Here is a 14,393-nt window from a genome sequence, read left to right as displayed (position 1 = left end):
GTATGTAGTTTAAGTATAAAAATAAAAAGCCTTTCCATCTCCAAATACCTACAAACTTAGGCATAAGGGATGAAAAGGCTTAAAACACCATTCCACGGTACCACCCTTGTTCACACATTTTCGTGCGCACTTTTGATCATTAATACGATCGATTTGATAACGAGTGCGGGCACTCGACTAACTCTACTAAAGGTTCAAGTTAGTGCTCAGAGGTGAGTTCATTTGATACTAAGATCACCGGTTTCCAGCAACCCCGGCTCTCTGAAGATCTTAATAAAAAACTACTTATCCTCGTCAACGCTTTGACTAATTAATCAAATTGTTTAAAAATAAACCAATCATTCACTTCTATTAGGCTCAATCTCATGATTGAAAGGTTTGATTCCTTTATTTGAGGATTATCTTACGCTCTTTTTAAATTTGAGTCAACACTATTTTTGCGAATTATTTGATAATTTAGATTAGTTGCACTTGTTGCAATCGCTTTCATTGTTGCTATTATCCTTTTTATGATTTTAAAAAATATTTTGAACTATTTTTAACATTTTGGTTTTTCCGTTAATTTCATTCGGTTAAAGCGAGCCTTTGAGGCATAGAAAGGAAGTCCGCCTCATTCTTAATTGCACAAAAAAACTCACTAAATTAGTGAGTTGAAATTTTGGTATGTAGTTTAGATGGCGTCCCAGGAGGGATTCGAACCCCCGACCGTACGCTTAGAAGGCGTATGCTCTATCCAGCTGAGCTACTGGGACTTATTATTATAAAATATTTAATTATTCTTACACAATTTAAAGGTACGTCCTGATTTCAGTAGGCTTATTCAAGCAGTGGCTCAATCAGTACGCTGTTGCATTTTCAGTGAAGCTTACTCGATCGTGCTCTATCCAGCTGAGCTACTGGGACCTTTTAAATATTTATGAAGCATCCTATTTTTCAGAAGACATACAGATATAATTTCAAGGACAGTTTTTATTATATTAAATTACCTATTGAAAGTCAATAGAAACGAGCTTTTTTATAAAAACAAATGTAAGAGGAAAGAAAATCCTCTTACATTTTATTATAGTAATAATATATTTATTTTGAAAGCGAAAAGGTTTGTCTCAATTCCTGTAATTCTCCTTGATCGAAATCAAAAACCTGGATATCATAAGCATTTTCTTTCACAGCAAGGATTATATAAGTTCTTTCTCTTCTTCCACGTGGAAGGCAAATGCTGCCAGGATTCAAAAATAAAATGCCCTTCAACATTTCAGCTCCCAAAATATGCGAATGACCAAAGCAGACAATCTTCGCATCCAGTTCTATGGCTCGATACATCAAATTCATTAGGGAAGACTTTACAGAATATCGATGTCCATGGGTAACAAAAATGTTTGAACCCCCATAGTTTTCGACCAAATCATATGGAAAATTCGTGTCATAGTCACAATTCCCTCTAACCATAAGGAAATCGTTCACTATTGGATTGTCTGCATTAAGCTCAGAATCTCCGCAATGAATCATGATATCCACTTCATCTTGATGCTTCGACTTTATTTGTTTTAATTCATTTGTTAAGCCATGACTATCACTTACTATAAGAATCTTCCCCATCATTATTCACCCTTTTACCTTTGAAAAAATATTTGTTCCAGTTTTTTCAATGCATGAGCACGATGGCTTATTTGATTCTTCTCATCTGGTTTAAGCTCTGCCATCGCTTTTTCTTTTTCATTTACAAAAAAGATAGGATCGTAACCAAATCCATTCGTTCCTCTTCTTTCAGTTAAAATGGTTCCTTCGCAGGATCCGTTAACCGTAAATGTCTCTTTCCCAGGAACAGCAACTGCAAGAGCACAATAAAAACGGGCAGAACGGTTTTCAGCTTGCACCCCATCTAGTTCTTCTAGTACTTTATCAATATTATGTTCATCGTTTTTTTCTTCCCCTGCATATCGTGCCGAATACACTCCCGGTCTTCCGTTTAATGCATCAACAACTAATCCCGAATCATCTGCAATCACCATTTTTGCTATTTTCTTCGAGATCGTTTCAGCTTTCAAAATCGCATTTTCTTCAAATGTCGTCCCCGTTTCCTCCACGTCTGCTACATCTTGAAAATCAAGAAGTGTTTTGACTTCATAGCCATATGGCTCAAACATTTGAACAAATTCTCTAGCTTTTCCTTTATTTTTTGTAGCGATAATTACTTCTTTCATTTTTACCGAGGTCTCCTCTATTTTTTCACAATTTTAGCAACAATGTCTTCCCCAAGTACTTCCTTTTGCTTATCAATCAGACTTGTTATTCCCTCTTGTGCCAAACCTAATAGCTCCTGAAGTTGCTGATAAGAAAATGTTGCTTCCTCACCAGTCCCCTGAAGCTCAACAAATTCGCTTTGGCCTGTCATCACAACATTCATATCAACGTTTGCTTGAGAATCTTCAACATAGTTTAAATCTAAAACAGCTTGATTGTCTTCTAAAATCCCGACACTCGTTGCTGCTAAAAAATCGATGATTGGATATTTCGTTAATTTTTTTGAACGATATAATTTATCAAGGGCAATGGCCATGGCAACAAATGCTCCTGTAATAGAGGCGGTTCTTGTACCACCATCTGCTTGGATTACATCACAATCAAGCCAAATCGTTCTTTCTCCGATCGCGTCTAAATTAACAGCCGAACGCAAAGCACGTCCAATTAAGCGCTGAATCTCCATCGTTCTCCCCGTTATTTTTCCTTTTGAGGACTCACGAATATTTCGCTGTTCTGTTGCTCTTGGCAGCATTGAATATTCAGCTGTTATCCAGCCCTTCCCTTCCCCACGCATAAATGGCGGTACACGTTCATCAATACTTGCTGCACAGATTACTTTTGTATCTCCTACTGTAATAAGTACGGACCCCTCTGGGTGCTTTAAATATCCTGTTTCAATATGTATCGGTCTTAATTGTTGTGGTTCACGTCCATCAAAACGCATCAATCTTCCTCCTTCGTCTTGCTAAACTTCAAAAAAACTTAACTCACAATAAAGAAGAGGCGGGCAGGATGCCAACCTCTTACGAAGTTCTTTTATATAGTATATCAAAAAATATTTTTTAAAAACTACCTGTGTTTACTTTTTCTGGTCTTGTCACAGGTTTTGTTATTTTTTCACCTTTTTCATTAAGTAGATCTGTTTTGCCATCTACTGTTAAAGCCACACTTTCAATTCCCTTTTGTTCCGTTAAAGATAAGGCCAATGCTTCTAATACATGTTGAGAAATTTTCTTGCCATTCAAACTATTAACAATGGATTTATTAAAGTTTAATGTTACCTTTCCATCCTCCACCTTTGGCTCATCTAAAAGCTTGGCTTCAGCGGAAAAATCCGACAATAAATAAGATGTATAGCTAGGGCCTTTGATTAATTCATCTACCGCAGCCTGAATATTATCTTCTTCCTTATTGCTGACACGTTTTGTTACCGGAACATAATAATAATGTTCGTCTTCACCGCCAAGATAATAGACTGTAATCGACTTTGTATTTGTAATATCAAGGACATCCGTTGTATCAATATTGATTCCGTCTGCTCTTGTTAGACCTTCCGCTGCGATTGGTGTTTTATTGACTGGCATTTCTTTTAACGCAAAGCCGTTCACTTGAATTTTAACTTTCTCAATTGAGTCAAATTGCGTCAATGTCCATGTGACGGATTGTAATATCTTTTGCTCTTCCTCTTTTTTGTAGTGGTTGAATTCTTTTGAAAAATTCACAGTCGCTACTTTATCTTTATCAATCTTCACACTAACATTCGTATCTGCTGGAATCACTGCCTTAAAACCATTTGGAAGAATATCTGTCACTTTACCATCCTGAATCAAGTAATCTAAGGCTTGTTTGGCAACGGAATTGGTTTTTGGAAGATTTAAGGTTTGCGGTACCACGTATCCATTTTTGTCCAATAAGTAAAGTTCTGTTTCAATCGTATTTTCAGCAACCACTTTTTGTTCTTTCTGAACGTTATCCTTCGTTGTTTCCTCCGTACTAATTTTCGAAGCATCACTTGTATAAGACGCTTCATTAGGCGGATCCATTTTTTGTTTATCCTCAAGTCCAAACAAACCACAACCGGATAGCCATACCGACAATATCACGATTGAGGATAAGATGGTGATTTTTTTATTTTTATGCATTTTTATCCCTCCAAAGACAGTTTGTACTACATGTATACGAGTTTTTTTCATATTTAGACCGCCTTGGAACGAAAAATTGGACAAATATTTATTTTTCTCTGATATGTGATTGGCAAATCTCGCTTTCATTCTTGATAAAAAAAATCCCTAGGAATTAGGGATTTTAACCAAGATGAATAGTGGAAACCTGAAGATTTTCTTCCTCTAGCCACTGGACAGCAATTTTTTTAAAAATGGTCTTAGAACCTGTTATATAAAAATGATGTTCAGCATGATGACCAGTTGTATTTAATTTACCGCTATGATATAAAATCGTACTAACTTCTCGTGCCGTTTCTTCACCTGAACTAATGACAGAAACACCTTTTCCCATTACATTTTTAATTAACGACTCCAAAAGAGGATAATGAGTACAGCCCAATATAAGCGTATCAAGCCCTTTCTTTTTCATAGGTCTCAAAGTTTCCGCCACAATTTTTTTGGCTACTGAACCGAAATACTCTCCACTTTCTACTAATGGAACAAATTTAGGGCAAGCAAGACTAGTAACCTTTGATTTTTTATTAATGGATTTTAGAGCAATTTCATACGCATGACTTTGAATCGTCCCAATCGTCCCAATAACCCCAATTTGATAATTTTTCGTTACTTTAATAGCTGTTCTAGCTCCAGGATGAATAACCCCAATGACCGGAATGCTAAGTTCGCTTTGAATTTCATCTAATACAGCTGCCGTTGCTGTGTTACAAGCAATCACAAGCATTTTGATATTCTTTTCAAGTAAGAACTGGGTCATTTGCCATGTATAAGCCTTCACTTCATTCGTAGGTCTTGGTCCATAAGGGCATCTTGCAGTATCTCCAACATACAAAATTTGTTCATTTGGAAGCTGGCGCATTACCTCTTTTACTACTGTTAATCCACCTACTCCTGAATCGATTAATCCGATTGGTCGTTTCAAAAATCTCGCCTCATTCTTTGCTCATTTCTTGATGTAATTTTTGCATATTGTTTTGTAAAATCTTTACCTCTTCGTTTGAATAATTAGCAAGTAATTGTTGTAAATATTTTTGCCGTTTACGAATAACCTCATTGATAATTTTTTCACCTTTTTCGAGTAAATGAATTCTCACTACTCGACGATCATTCGAATCCTTCACCCGTTTTACAAGATTGGTTTTTTCCATTCTATCAATTAAATCGGTAGTAGTACTACATGCCAAATACATTTTATTCGATAATTCCCCAATGGTCATACCACCCTCATCAAACAGCCATTGCAGTGCAACAAATTGTGGTGGAGTAATAGAAAAATCACTTAAGATTTCTCTCCCCTTTTGCTTAATGATACCCGATATGTATCTTAAGTCTTTTTCTAATTCCGCAACCGATTCACTTACATGCAGTTGCTTTTCTAATTCCTCTTTCATCATTTCACAGCTCCTAATATCGGCTTGCATTTTTGCAAAGCTCAAATATGAACCTACCAAGCTATTCAAAAGTTTATCCTAGTGCTTATTTTCTATCTTTTAACGATAAATATCAAGAAGGAATTATTGTATGTTCCCTTCAATTTACCAATAATAAACCGGCCTCCTCTTAAAGGATAGCCGGTCTAGATTAAAGTTCTAGTTCTCCCATTCTTAGGAGCTCTACAACAGCTTGTGATCGCCCCTTAACACCAAGCTTTTGCATAGCATTCGAAATATGATTTCGAACCGTTTTTTCGCTGATAAACAATTCACTAGCGATTTCTTTTGTTGTTTTGTCTTGTACTAACAGTTCGAACACTTCTCTTTCTCGTTTGGTGAGTAACGGCTTGTGAGTATATTCATTCTCCTTCAAGTATTGTAACCCTCCTTGCCTTCGCCAGCTATGAACAGCGGGGTGGGTATATATTTAGTCACCATATCATATGTTCATCAAAGGATTGGAGTGACTACATTTATTGAACGAGAATATTTAATTTCACGAAATGGGTATTTTACCGATGATTACACCTCTATATGCGTTCTATTTAAAAACAGTTCCTTGTTTTTTTCTGTCCATAGAACACCTTTACCAGTTTTCTTGGACATTTGCACAACCGTCCCGCGCCCAACAATGCATGGCTCTTCCTTCTCATTCTTAACTAAATAATGAATGTCCACTGAAGTCTTTCCCACTTTTTCCGCCTTCACATACACCTTTAACTTTTCCGCAAAAAAGACTTGTTTGAGATAATCACATTGTAAATCTGCGACTACCGGAATCGTTTCACTATCAGGTAAGACCCAATCCTGCATAAATCCCAACTGATGAAAATACTCAATTCTTGCACTTTCAAAATATACAAATGGTACGGTATTGTTTAAATGTCCAAACATGTCTGTTTCAGAAAAACGAACCTGGACTGGATAAAAGAATTCAAATTCCTTCTCCCATTGATAAAAATCGCGAATATACTCAATCTTTCCCACAAAGATCCCCCTGACTTGGCAATTTCTATTTATATTGAATTCTATTATTAAACGGATGTTGAATGAACATTCATTCACTATTCTTCTTAACTATTATAATTATTTTTCCTATCATTGAAAACCTATTTTAATATATTTTTTGTATTTTCTGAAAAAATAATTCAAAGAGCTAAAATTTATTGACAAAGAAAAGGGCTGACAAAATTGCCAGCCCCCTTTTTTACACCTGATCGCTTCCAAAGAAATTTCTGAAGGATTGAATTGCCGTATCTCGATTTAGTGCAGCAATGGAAGTAGTCAAAGGAATTCCTTTTGGACATGCTTGAACACAGTTTTGAGAGTTACCGCAGTTAGCAAGTCCCCCATCTCCCATAATGGCCTCTAATCGCTCTGCACGATTCATCGCACCAGTTGGGTGAGCATTAAATAAACGAACTTGTGATAGTGGTTGTGGTCCAATGAAATTCGATTTACTATTTACATTTGGACAAGCCTCCAAGCACACACCACATGTCATACATTTAGAAAGCTCATAAGCCCATTGACGTTTTTGTTCTGGCATACGTGGCCCAGGACCTAAATTATAGGTTCCATCAATTGGAATCCATGCCTTAACCTTTTTAAGCGAATCAAACATTCTGCTACGATCAACCTGTAAGTCCCGAACAACTGGGAAAGTGCTCATTGGTGCTAAGCGAATTGGTTGTTCAAGTTGGTCAACTAGCGCAGAACATGACTGGCGCGGTCTTCCATTAATCACCATGGAACAAGCTCCACATACTTCTTCAAGGCAGTTCATTTCCCATGTGATTGGAGTTGTTTTTTGACCTTTTGAATTTACTGGATTTCGGCGAATCTCCATTAATGCAGAAATTACATTCATATTCGGACGATATGGAATATCGAATTCTTCCTCGTAAGGAGCGGAGCTCGGGTTATCCTGACGAGTGATAATAAACTTCACGGTTTTCTTTTCAGACATACTTTTCCTACTCCCCTTTCAAATTAGTGCTTCTTAGTATAGTCACGCTCACGTGGCTTAATTAATGAGATATCGACATCCTCATAATGGAACTGAGGAGCCGTTTGTGCATCAACAAATTTAGCCATAGTGGTTTTTAAGAATTCCTCATCATTACGTTTTGGAAATTCAGGTTTATAGTGAGCTCCACGGCTTTCATTACGATTATAAGCACCAATTGTAATAACACGGGCTAATTGAAGCATGTTTTGTAATTGACGTGTAAATGTTGCCCCTTGATTGCTCCATTTTCCAGTATCATTAATATTTATATTTTTATAGCGTTCTAACAACTCTTGTAGCTTTTCATCCGTTTGTAAAAGCTTATCATTGAAGCGAACAACTGTAACATTTGCAGTCATCATTTCACCAAGCTCTTTATGAAGGACATAGGCATTTTCTGTTCCATCCATTGACATAATGCCATCCCATTTTTCCTGTTGTTCCTTCACATGTCGATCAAAGACTTTTGAAGATACAGCATCTGCGCTCTTTTCTAATCCTTCAATATATCGTACAGCATTTGGTCCTGCAACCATTCCACCATACATAGCTGAAAGCAATGAATTGGCGCCTAAACGGTTAGCTCCATGTTGTGAATAATCACATTCCCCAGCAGCAAATAATCCAGGAATATTCGTCATTTGATCAAAATCAACCCATAATCCACCCATTGAATAGTGAACAGCAGGGAAAATCTTCATTGGAACCTTATGTGGATCATCTCCAGTAAACTTTTCATAAATCTCGATAATACCACCAAGTTTAACATCCAGTTCATGTGGATCCTTATGGGAAAGATCAAGATATACCATGTTTTCACCATTGATTCCAAGCTTTTGGTTAATACAGACATCAAAGATTTCACGTGTAGCAATATCACGAGGAACAAGATTTCCGTATGCAGGATATTTTTCTTCTAAGAAATACCATGGTTTGCCATCTTTATAAGTCCATATCCGTCCACCTTCACCACGGGCTGATTCACTCATTAGACGAAGCTTATCATCCCCAGGAATTGCTGTTGGGTGAATTTGGATCATTTCCCCATTTGCATAATATGCACCTTGTTGATAAACAATAGAAGCAGCAGAACCCGTATTAATTACGGAGTTTGTTGATTTACCAAAAATAATACCAGGGCCGCCTGTCGCAAGAATAACCGCATCTCCAGCAAATGATTTAATTTCCATCGTTTTTAAGTCTTGAGCGACAATTCCACAACATACGCCATCATCATCAAGAACAGTGCCTAAAAATTCCCAGCCTTCATATTTTGTCACTAATCCAGCTACCTCATGACGACGAACCTGTTCATCTAGAGCATAAAGAAGCTGTTGTCCTGTTGTTGCACCCGCATAGGCAGTCCTGTGATACTCTGTTCCACCAAAACGACGGAAATCTAGCAATCCTTCTGGAGTACGGTTGAACATAACTCCCATACGGTCCATTAAATGAATTATTCCAGGTGCCGCTTCACACATTGCTTTTACCGGAGGCTGGTTAGCTAAGAAGTCCCCGCCATAAATCGTGTCGTCAAAGTGAATCCAGGTAGAATCTCCTTCACCTTTTGTATTGACAGCTCCGTTAATCCCACCTTGTGCACAAACTGAGTGAGAACGTTTTACCGGTACTAATGAAAATAATTCAACTGATTTTCCTGCTTCTGCAATTTTTATCGTTGCCATTAAGCCGGCTAGTCCGCCGCCAACTACGATAATGTTACCTTTACCCATCCAACTCACTCCTTAAAATCCTAATCCAATCAATCTATTATTCTATTAAACAAAAGCAAATAAAGTGCGAATTGCTACGATTGATAGTAAAATAAAGAAAACCATCGTTACATATGTAGAAATTCGTTGGGATTTTGGAGAAACGGTAAGACCCCAGCTAATACAGAAAGACCATAGACCGTTTGCAAAGTGGAATATTGCTGACACAACCCCAACAATATAAAACCAGAACATAAAAGAGTTATCTAAAATATTAGCCATCATATCAAAGTTAAGTTCTGTTCCAAGTGCATAGGCAATTCTTGTTTCCCAAACATGCCATGCGACAAATATTAATGTGATAACCCCTGTTACCCGTTGCAATAAAAACATCCAGTTGCGAGAAAATCCAAACTTTCCTACGTTACTTTTAGCAGTAAATGCGATATAGAGTCCATAAATTGCATGATATAATAATGGTAAGAAAATGATAAAAATTTCCAAAAAGAGCAAGAATGGAAGACTTTCCATAAAGCCTACAGCTTTATTAAATGATTCCTCTCCTCTTGTTGCAAATTGGTTTACCACTAGGTGCACTGTTAAGAATGCCCCAACAGGAATAACTCCTAACAGCGAGTGCAATCTGCGATTAAAAAACTCTCGATTACCTGCCATAAATTAACCCCCCCTAATTTTTATGAGATCCTTTCATTACTTAAGTTTCCATAGATTTAAGTAAAAAAATCACCTCATCGTTTTAATACTTTAACTTTTTACAATAATGTGACATGTTCATTTTACCCCCATCTATTTAGAGCGTCAAGAAAACGGATACACAAAATCGACATATATAGATAAAATTTTTGAAATTAACAGAATTAACATATTTAACGAATTAGAGAAAATATTTTCCTAAAACGCTTCCAATTTTATTATATTGAAATAGTAAAAATTTCATGTAACAATTCGCTGCTTTTTTGATAAATCGATGCTTAATTTAGGTTGATTTGTATATAATAGAATAGTAGAAAGAGGGGAGATCATTTGAGCGAAATTTCATCCGCAGAAAAAATATCATATAATGACTATCATGTACCTGCATTTGGTTATGAGCTAATTCGGGAAATTCTAATACCTGAGCTTCTTGGTAAGAACACGCCACACCTTTTATATTGGGCAGGAAAAAGTCTTGCACGAAAATTTCCTTTAGATACCTTTGAACAAATTGCTGATTTCTTTCATCAAGCTGCTTGGGGTTCTTTAGAAACTAAAAATGAAAACAATAATGAAATTGAATTTGAATTTACAAGCGAACTTATTAGCCATCAATTAAAACAGAAAAAAGAAATGTCCTTTCAATTAGAAGCTGGATTCCTAGCTCAGCAATATGAAATGCAAAAAAAGGTAATCTGCGAAGCCTTTGAACATCCGCGAAAAAAAGGTGGAAAGGTTCAAATAACAATAAAGTGGGACAAAAAAGATGTCATTGAGTAGCCAAAAAAAGCTTTCATCGGAATTTCTCCATTGAAAGCTTTTTTCATTCTAAGAGAAATTATCCCCTGCTACCTTAATATTATTTTTATAAATTTACTGGTACACGAGATAATTCAAAGGCAGAGTGAAGTTCTTCAACCGCTTGCACCATTTTCATATCATCAATAACTGTTGATACCTTAATTTCAGATGTACTGACCATTTTTACCGTAATATCGCTGCTTGCTAATACTTCAAACATTTCTGCAGCTACCCCAGGGTTGGAAACCATCCCAGATCCCACAATTGAAACTTTAGCAAGTCCTGTTTCTGTTTCAACCTTCTTATATTTCAACAGCTTTTTATTACTTTCTAATACATCCAAAGTTCCTTGTAAATCAGCTGTTTTAATGGAAAACGATAAATTATTTGTTTGATCAGCCGTTGTGCTTTGGATAATGATATCTACATTAATATGACTGCTTGCTAAGGTTGTAAAAATAGTCGATAACCCAGTTATGGAATTAGGCAAACCAAGGATTGATACTCTTGTAATTTGATCTTCAAATGCAATTCCTCTGACAACTAAATTTTGCTCCATTTTTGCTTCCTCCTCAATGATTGTTCCGCGCATTCTTTCCATGCTTGACCGAACTTCAAGTGCAACATTGTAATTTTTCGCATACTCTACCGCACGGGGATGAAGCACAGCCGCACCTAAATTTGCCAGTTCAAGCATTTCATCATATGAAACTGATAAGAGCTGTCTTGCATCCTTTACATAGCGAGGATCTGTTGTAAATACACCGGTTACATCGGTATAGATGTCACATTTATCTGCTTGCAAGGCAGCAGCAAGTGCTACGGCCGTTGTATCGGAACCACCTCTACCCAGTGTTGTAATCGATCCATCCTTTGTTACTCCTTGAAACCCAGCAACGATTACGATTTTCCCTTTTTCCAGTTGCTCTTTAATCTTGGATTCATCAATATTTAAGATTCTCGCATTGCCATGAACAGCTTCTGTTTCAATTCCAGCTTGCCAACCAGTTAAGGAAAGCGTATCAAATCCTTTTTCAATCAAGCTAATCGCCAATAAAGAAATAGTGACCTGCTCACCTGTAGTAAGAAGCATATCCATTTCCCTTCTGCTAGGGTTAGCCGATATTTCATTTGCCATCGTGACAAGCTGATCGGTTGTTTTTCCCATCGCAGAAACTACGACCACGACCTCATTTCCATTTGATTTTTCCTCAATCACTCGATTTGCAACATTTTGTATTCTTTCAATACTTCCTACCGAAGTACCCCCGAATTTCTGAACAATTAACCCCACAATATCCCTTCTTTCGCTCAAAGTTAATGAACTTTTATGTAAAAAATTCAACAAAAAAAGCAATGAGAACTATCTCATTGCTGTGTTCATAAAGTTAATAAAAATACGCACACAGTGAGATAGCGCTCCAAGATAATAATCTTGACAATCCTACATTTCTTAAATGCAGGACCAGCAAAGAAAGAAATAAGCCTTTCCCCACTTCGGCAAACATTCCCTTTCAAAGTTCCTCACTGAAGCTTATTCCTCTCCGAACCTTTACTGATGAAGTTTGCACCTCTACCATCACTTTAATTTGATAAAGTGTTTATTTAAATGTTTACTCATTATAGCATAGACCCATTCTTGTGGCAATTCTATTCCAGTAATTTTTTTACAAGCTCTTCTGCCACTTGGGAAGGGATCCCGATATTCGTAAAGTCTTCCATATTTGCTTCTTTCATTTTTTTTACCGAGCCAAATGTTTTTAATAGAAGTTTCTTACGCTTTTCCCCAATACCAGGAATGTCATCTAACATAGATTGAAAAGCATTTTTGCCCCGTAATTGGCGATGGAAGGTGATAGCGAATCGATGCACCTCATCTTGTATTCTTTGCAATAAATAAAATTCCTGACTATTTCGCTCTAATTGAATGATTTCAAGAGGTTCTCCATATAACAACTGCGATGTACGATGCTTTTCATCTTTTACAAGACCAGATATGGGCAAATCAAGACCCAATTCATTTTCAATAACATCTCTTACTGCTTCCACATGACCTTTCCCACCATCTATTATGACTAAATCGGGAAGTGGCAGGTTATCCTTCAGCACTCTTGAATATCTTCTTCTAACAACCTCTCTCATGGATTCATAGTCATCCGGTCCCTCTACCGTTTTAATTTTGTATTTACGATATTCCTTCTTCTCTGATTTTCCATCAATAAAGACAACCATCGCTGAAACAGGATTGGTTCCCTGAATATTCGAATTATCAAATGCCTCAATCCGATGAGGGGTATAGATATTTAAAGCCGCCCCAAGTTTTTCGACCGCACGAATGGTTCGCTCCTCATCTCTTTCAATTAATGAAAATTTTTCCTTTAGGGCAATCTTTGCATTTTTGCAAGCAAGGTTTATAAGATTTTTTTTCTGCCCTCTTTTAGGCTGTAATACCTTCACCTGCAATAAATTTTCTGCATACTCAGCATTGATGGCTTCAGGAATTAAAACCTCCTTAGGTTTAAAATGATTGGTTTTTTCATAAAATTGACCTAAATAAGTCAGCATCTCTTCTTCTGGCTCATTGTATACAGGGAACATCGATACATCTCTTTCAATCAGTTTTCCTTGACGAATAAAAAAGACTTGAACGCACATCCAACCTTTATCCACTGAATAGCCAAACACATCGCGATCGATAAAATCGGTTGTCTGCATTTTTTGCTTTTCCATTGTTGCTTCTATATGAGCAATTTTGTCGCGAAATTCCTTTGCCCGTTCAAAATCCAATTCATCCGCTGCTACCATCATTTTTTCTGTTAGATCATCCTTTATTTCCTTATATCCACCATTTAGAAATTTTGTAATTTCATCCACTATTTGTTTATATTCTTCCTCATTAATATCATTAATACAAGGAGCAAGGCATTGACCCAAGTGATAATATAGACAAACTCTGTCTGGCAGGGTGGTGCACTTTCGCAATGGATAGATCCGATCTAATAATTTCTTCGTTTCATTGGCGGCCTGGACATTCGGATAAGGACCAAAATATTTCCCCTTATCCCTTTTGACATTGCGAGTTGTGATTAATCGCGGATGACGTTCTGCTGTAAGTTTAATAAAAGGGTAGCTTTTATCATCCTTTAACATAATATTGTATTTTGGATCATATTTTTTAATTAAATTTAATTCGAGAATAAGGGCTTCCATATTGGAGGACGTCACAACATATTCAAAATCTTCTATTTCATTCACCAGTCTTAATGTTTTTCCATCATGTGAGCCGGTAAAATAGGAGCGAACTCTATTTTTTAAAATTTTTGCTTTCCCTACATAAATAACTGTTCCTTGCCGGTCCTTCATTAAGTAGCATCCTGGTTGATTGGGTAATAATGTTAATTTTTGTTTAATAAGTTCATTCACGTATTGTTCACCCCCATTTGTTTATCCCACTCTTAACGGACATTTTGACTCCCACTTCAAGATTCTGAGAATACGAAGAAGATAAGTGGGAGATCAA

The 14,393-nt window shown here is 36.7% G+C and carries 14 protein-coding genes, 1 tRNA gene, 1 riboswitch and 1 other annotated feature; of the genes, 1 reads left to right on the top strand and 14 read right to left on the bottom strand.

The features are described from left to right. Positions 1 to 62 precede the first annotated feature (62 nt). Positions 63 to 307, bottom strand: a binding site (T-box leader). A gap of 368 nt (positions 308 to 675) precedes the next feature. The 12 genes from ACE38V_RS14230 to ACE38V_RS14175 form a co-directional block, all read right to left on the bottom strand. Next, a tRNA-Arg gene (locus ACE38V_RS14230) sits at positions 676 to 752 on the bottom strand. Positions 753 to 1,077: 325 nt separating this feature from the next. Next, complete coding sequence (locus ACE38V_RS14225) at positions 1,078 to 1,596, bottom strand: metallophosphoesterase family protein (protein ID WP_375842148.1); 519 nt, start codon at positions 1,594 to 1,596, stop codon at positions 1,078 to 1,080. Between the two features lie 14 nt (positions 1,597 to 1,610). Further along, positions 1,611 to 2,201: an XTP/dITP diphosphatase gene (locus ACE38V_RS14220; RefSeq protein WP_375842146.1), complete on the bottom strand. Its 591-nt coding sequence runs from the start codon at positions 2,199 to 2,201 to the stop codon at positions 1,611 to 1,613. 17 nt (positions 2,202 to 2,218) lie between these two features. Then, the gene (gene rph / locus ACE38V_RS14215) at positions 2,219 to 2,965 is read right to left on the bottom strand and encodes a ribonuclease PH (RefSeq protein WP_375842145.1); all 747 of its coding nucleotides are present in this window, start codon (positions 2,963 to 2,965) and stop codon (positions 2,219 to 2,221) included. Positions 2,966 to 3,083: 118 nt separating this feature from the next. Next, positions 3,084 to 4,163: a GerMN domain-containing protein gene (locus tag ACE38V_RS14210; RefSeq protein ID WP_375842143.1), complete on the bottom strand. Its 1,080-nt coding sequence runs from the start codon at positions 4,161 to 4,163 to the stop codon at positions 3,084 to 3,086. 163 nt (positions 4,164 to 4,326) lie between these two features. Beyond that, entirely contained in the window at positions 4,327 to 5,124 is a 798-nt protein-coding gene (gene racE, locus ACE38V_RS14205) for a glutamate racemase (RefSeq protein ID WP_375842141.1), read from the bottom strand. A 10-nt stretch (positions 5,125 to 5,134) separates the two neighbouring features. After that, a complete protein-coding gene (locus ACE38V_RS14200; RefSeq protein ID WP_375842139.1) occupies positions 5,135 to 5,593 on the bottom strand; it encodes a MarR family winged helix-turn-helix transcriptional regulator in 459 nt (152 codons plus the stop codon). A gap of 190 nt (positions 5,594 to 5,783) precedes the next feature. Further along, positions 5,784 to 6,008, bottom strand: coding sequence for a spore germination transcription factor GerE (gene gerE / locus ACE38V_RS14195; protein ID WP_019154738.1), 225 nt, complete (start codon positions 6,006 to 6,008; stop codon positions 5,784 to 5,786). A gap of 149 nt (positions 6,009 to 6,157) precedes the next feature. Continuing rightward, positions 6,158 to 6,622, bottom strand: a complete 465-nt coding sequence (locus tag ACE38V_RS14190) for an acyl-CoA thioesterase (protein ID WP_375842137.1) — start codon at positions 6,620 to 6,622, stop codon at positions 6,158 to 6,160. A 220-nt stretch (positions 6,623 to 6,842) separates the two neighbouring features. Then, positions 6,843 to 7,604 (bottom strand): succinate dehydrogenase iron-sulfur subunit, encoded by a 762-nt coding sequence (gene sdhB / locus ACE38V_RS14185; RefSeq protein WP_375842135.1) that lies wholly within the window; start codon positions 7,602 to 7,604, stop codon positions 6,843 to 6,845. Positions 7,605 to 7,627: 23 nt separating this feature from the next. After that, positions 7,628 to 9,379, bottom strand: coding sequence for a succinate dehydrogenase flavoprotein subunit (gene sdhA, locus ACE38V_RS14180; RefSeq protein ID WP_375842133.1), 1,752 nt, complete (start codon positions 9,377 to 9,379; stop codon positions 7,628 to 7,630). Positions 9,380 to 9,424: 45 nt separating this feature from the next. Beyond that, positions 9,425 to 10,033: a succinate dehydrogenase cytochrome b558 subunit gene (locus ACE38V_RS14175; protein WP_375842131.1), complete on the bottom strand. Its 609-nt coding sequence runs from the start codon at positions 10,031 to 10,033 to the stop codon at positions 9,425 to 9,427. A gap of 369 nt (positions 10,034 to 10,402) precedes the next feature. Between ACE38V_RS14175 and ACE38V_RS14170 the strand changes: the two genes are divergently transcribed. After that, entirely contained in the window at positions 10,403 to 10,852 is a 450-nt protein-coding gene (locus ACE38V_RS14170; protein WP_375842130.1) for a YslB family protein, read from the top strand. Between the two features lie 85 nt (positions 10,853 to 10,937). Here the strand turns inward: ACE38V_RS14170 and ACE38V_RS14165 are convergent, their stop codons facing one another. Both ACE38V_RS14165 and uvrC read right to left on the bottom strand, forming a co-directional pair. Further along, a complete protein-coding gene (locus tag ACE38V_RS14165) occupies positions 10,938 to 12,167 on the bottom strand; it encodes an aspartate kinase (protein WP_375842128.1) in 1,230 nt (409 codons plus the stop codon). A gap of 112 nt (positions 12,168 to 12,279) precedes the next feature. Then, a riboswitch (Lysine riboswitch) is annotated at positions 12,280 to 12,457 on the bottom strand. A 66-nt stretch (positions 12,458 to 12,523) separates the two neighbouring features. Next, complete coding sequence (gene uvrC, locus ACE38V_RS14160) at positions 12,524 to 14,296, bottom strand: excinuclease ABC subunit UvrC (RefSeq protein WP_375842126.1); 1,773 nt, start codon at positions 14,294 to 14,296, stop codon at positions 12,524 to 12,526. Positions 14,297 to 14,393 lie beyond the last annotated feature (97 nt).

The sequence above is a fragment of the Cytobacillus sp. Hz8 genome, assembly GCF_042263505.1.
Classification (GTDB): domain Bacteria; phylum Bacillota; class Bacilli; order Bacillales; family Cytobacillaceae; genus Bacillus_BE.
The sequence above is the reverse complement of the archived record's forward strand: the minus strand, read 5'-3'. Positions and strand labels throughout refer to the sequence as shown.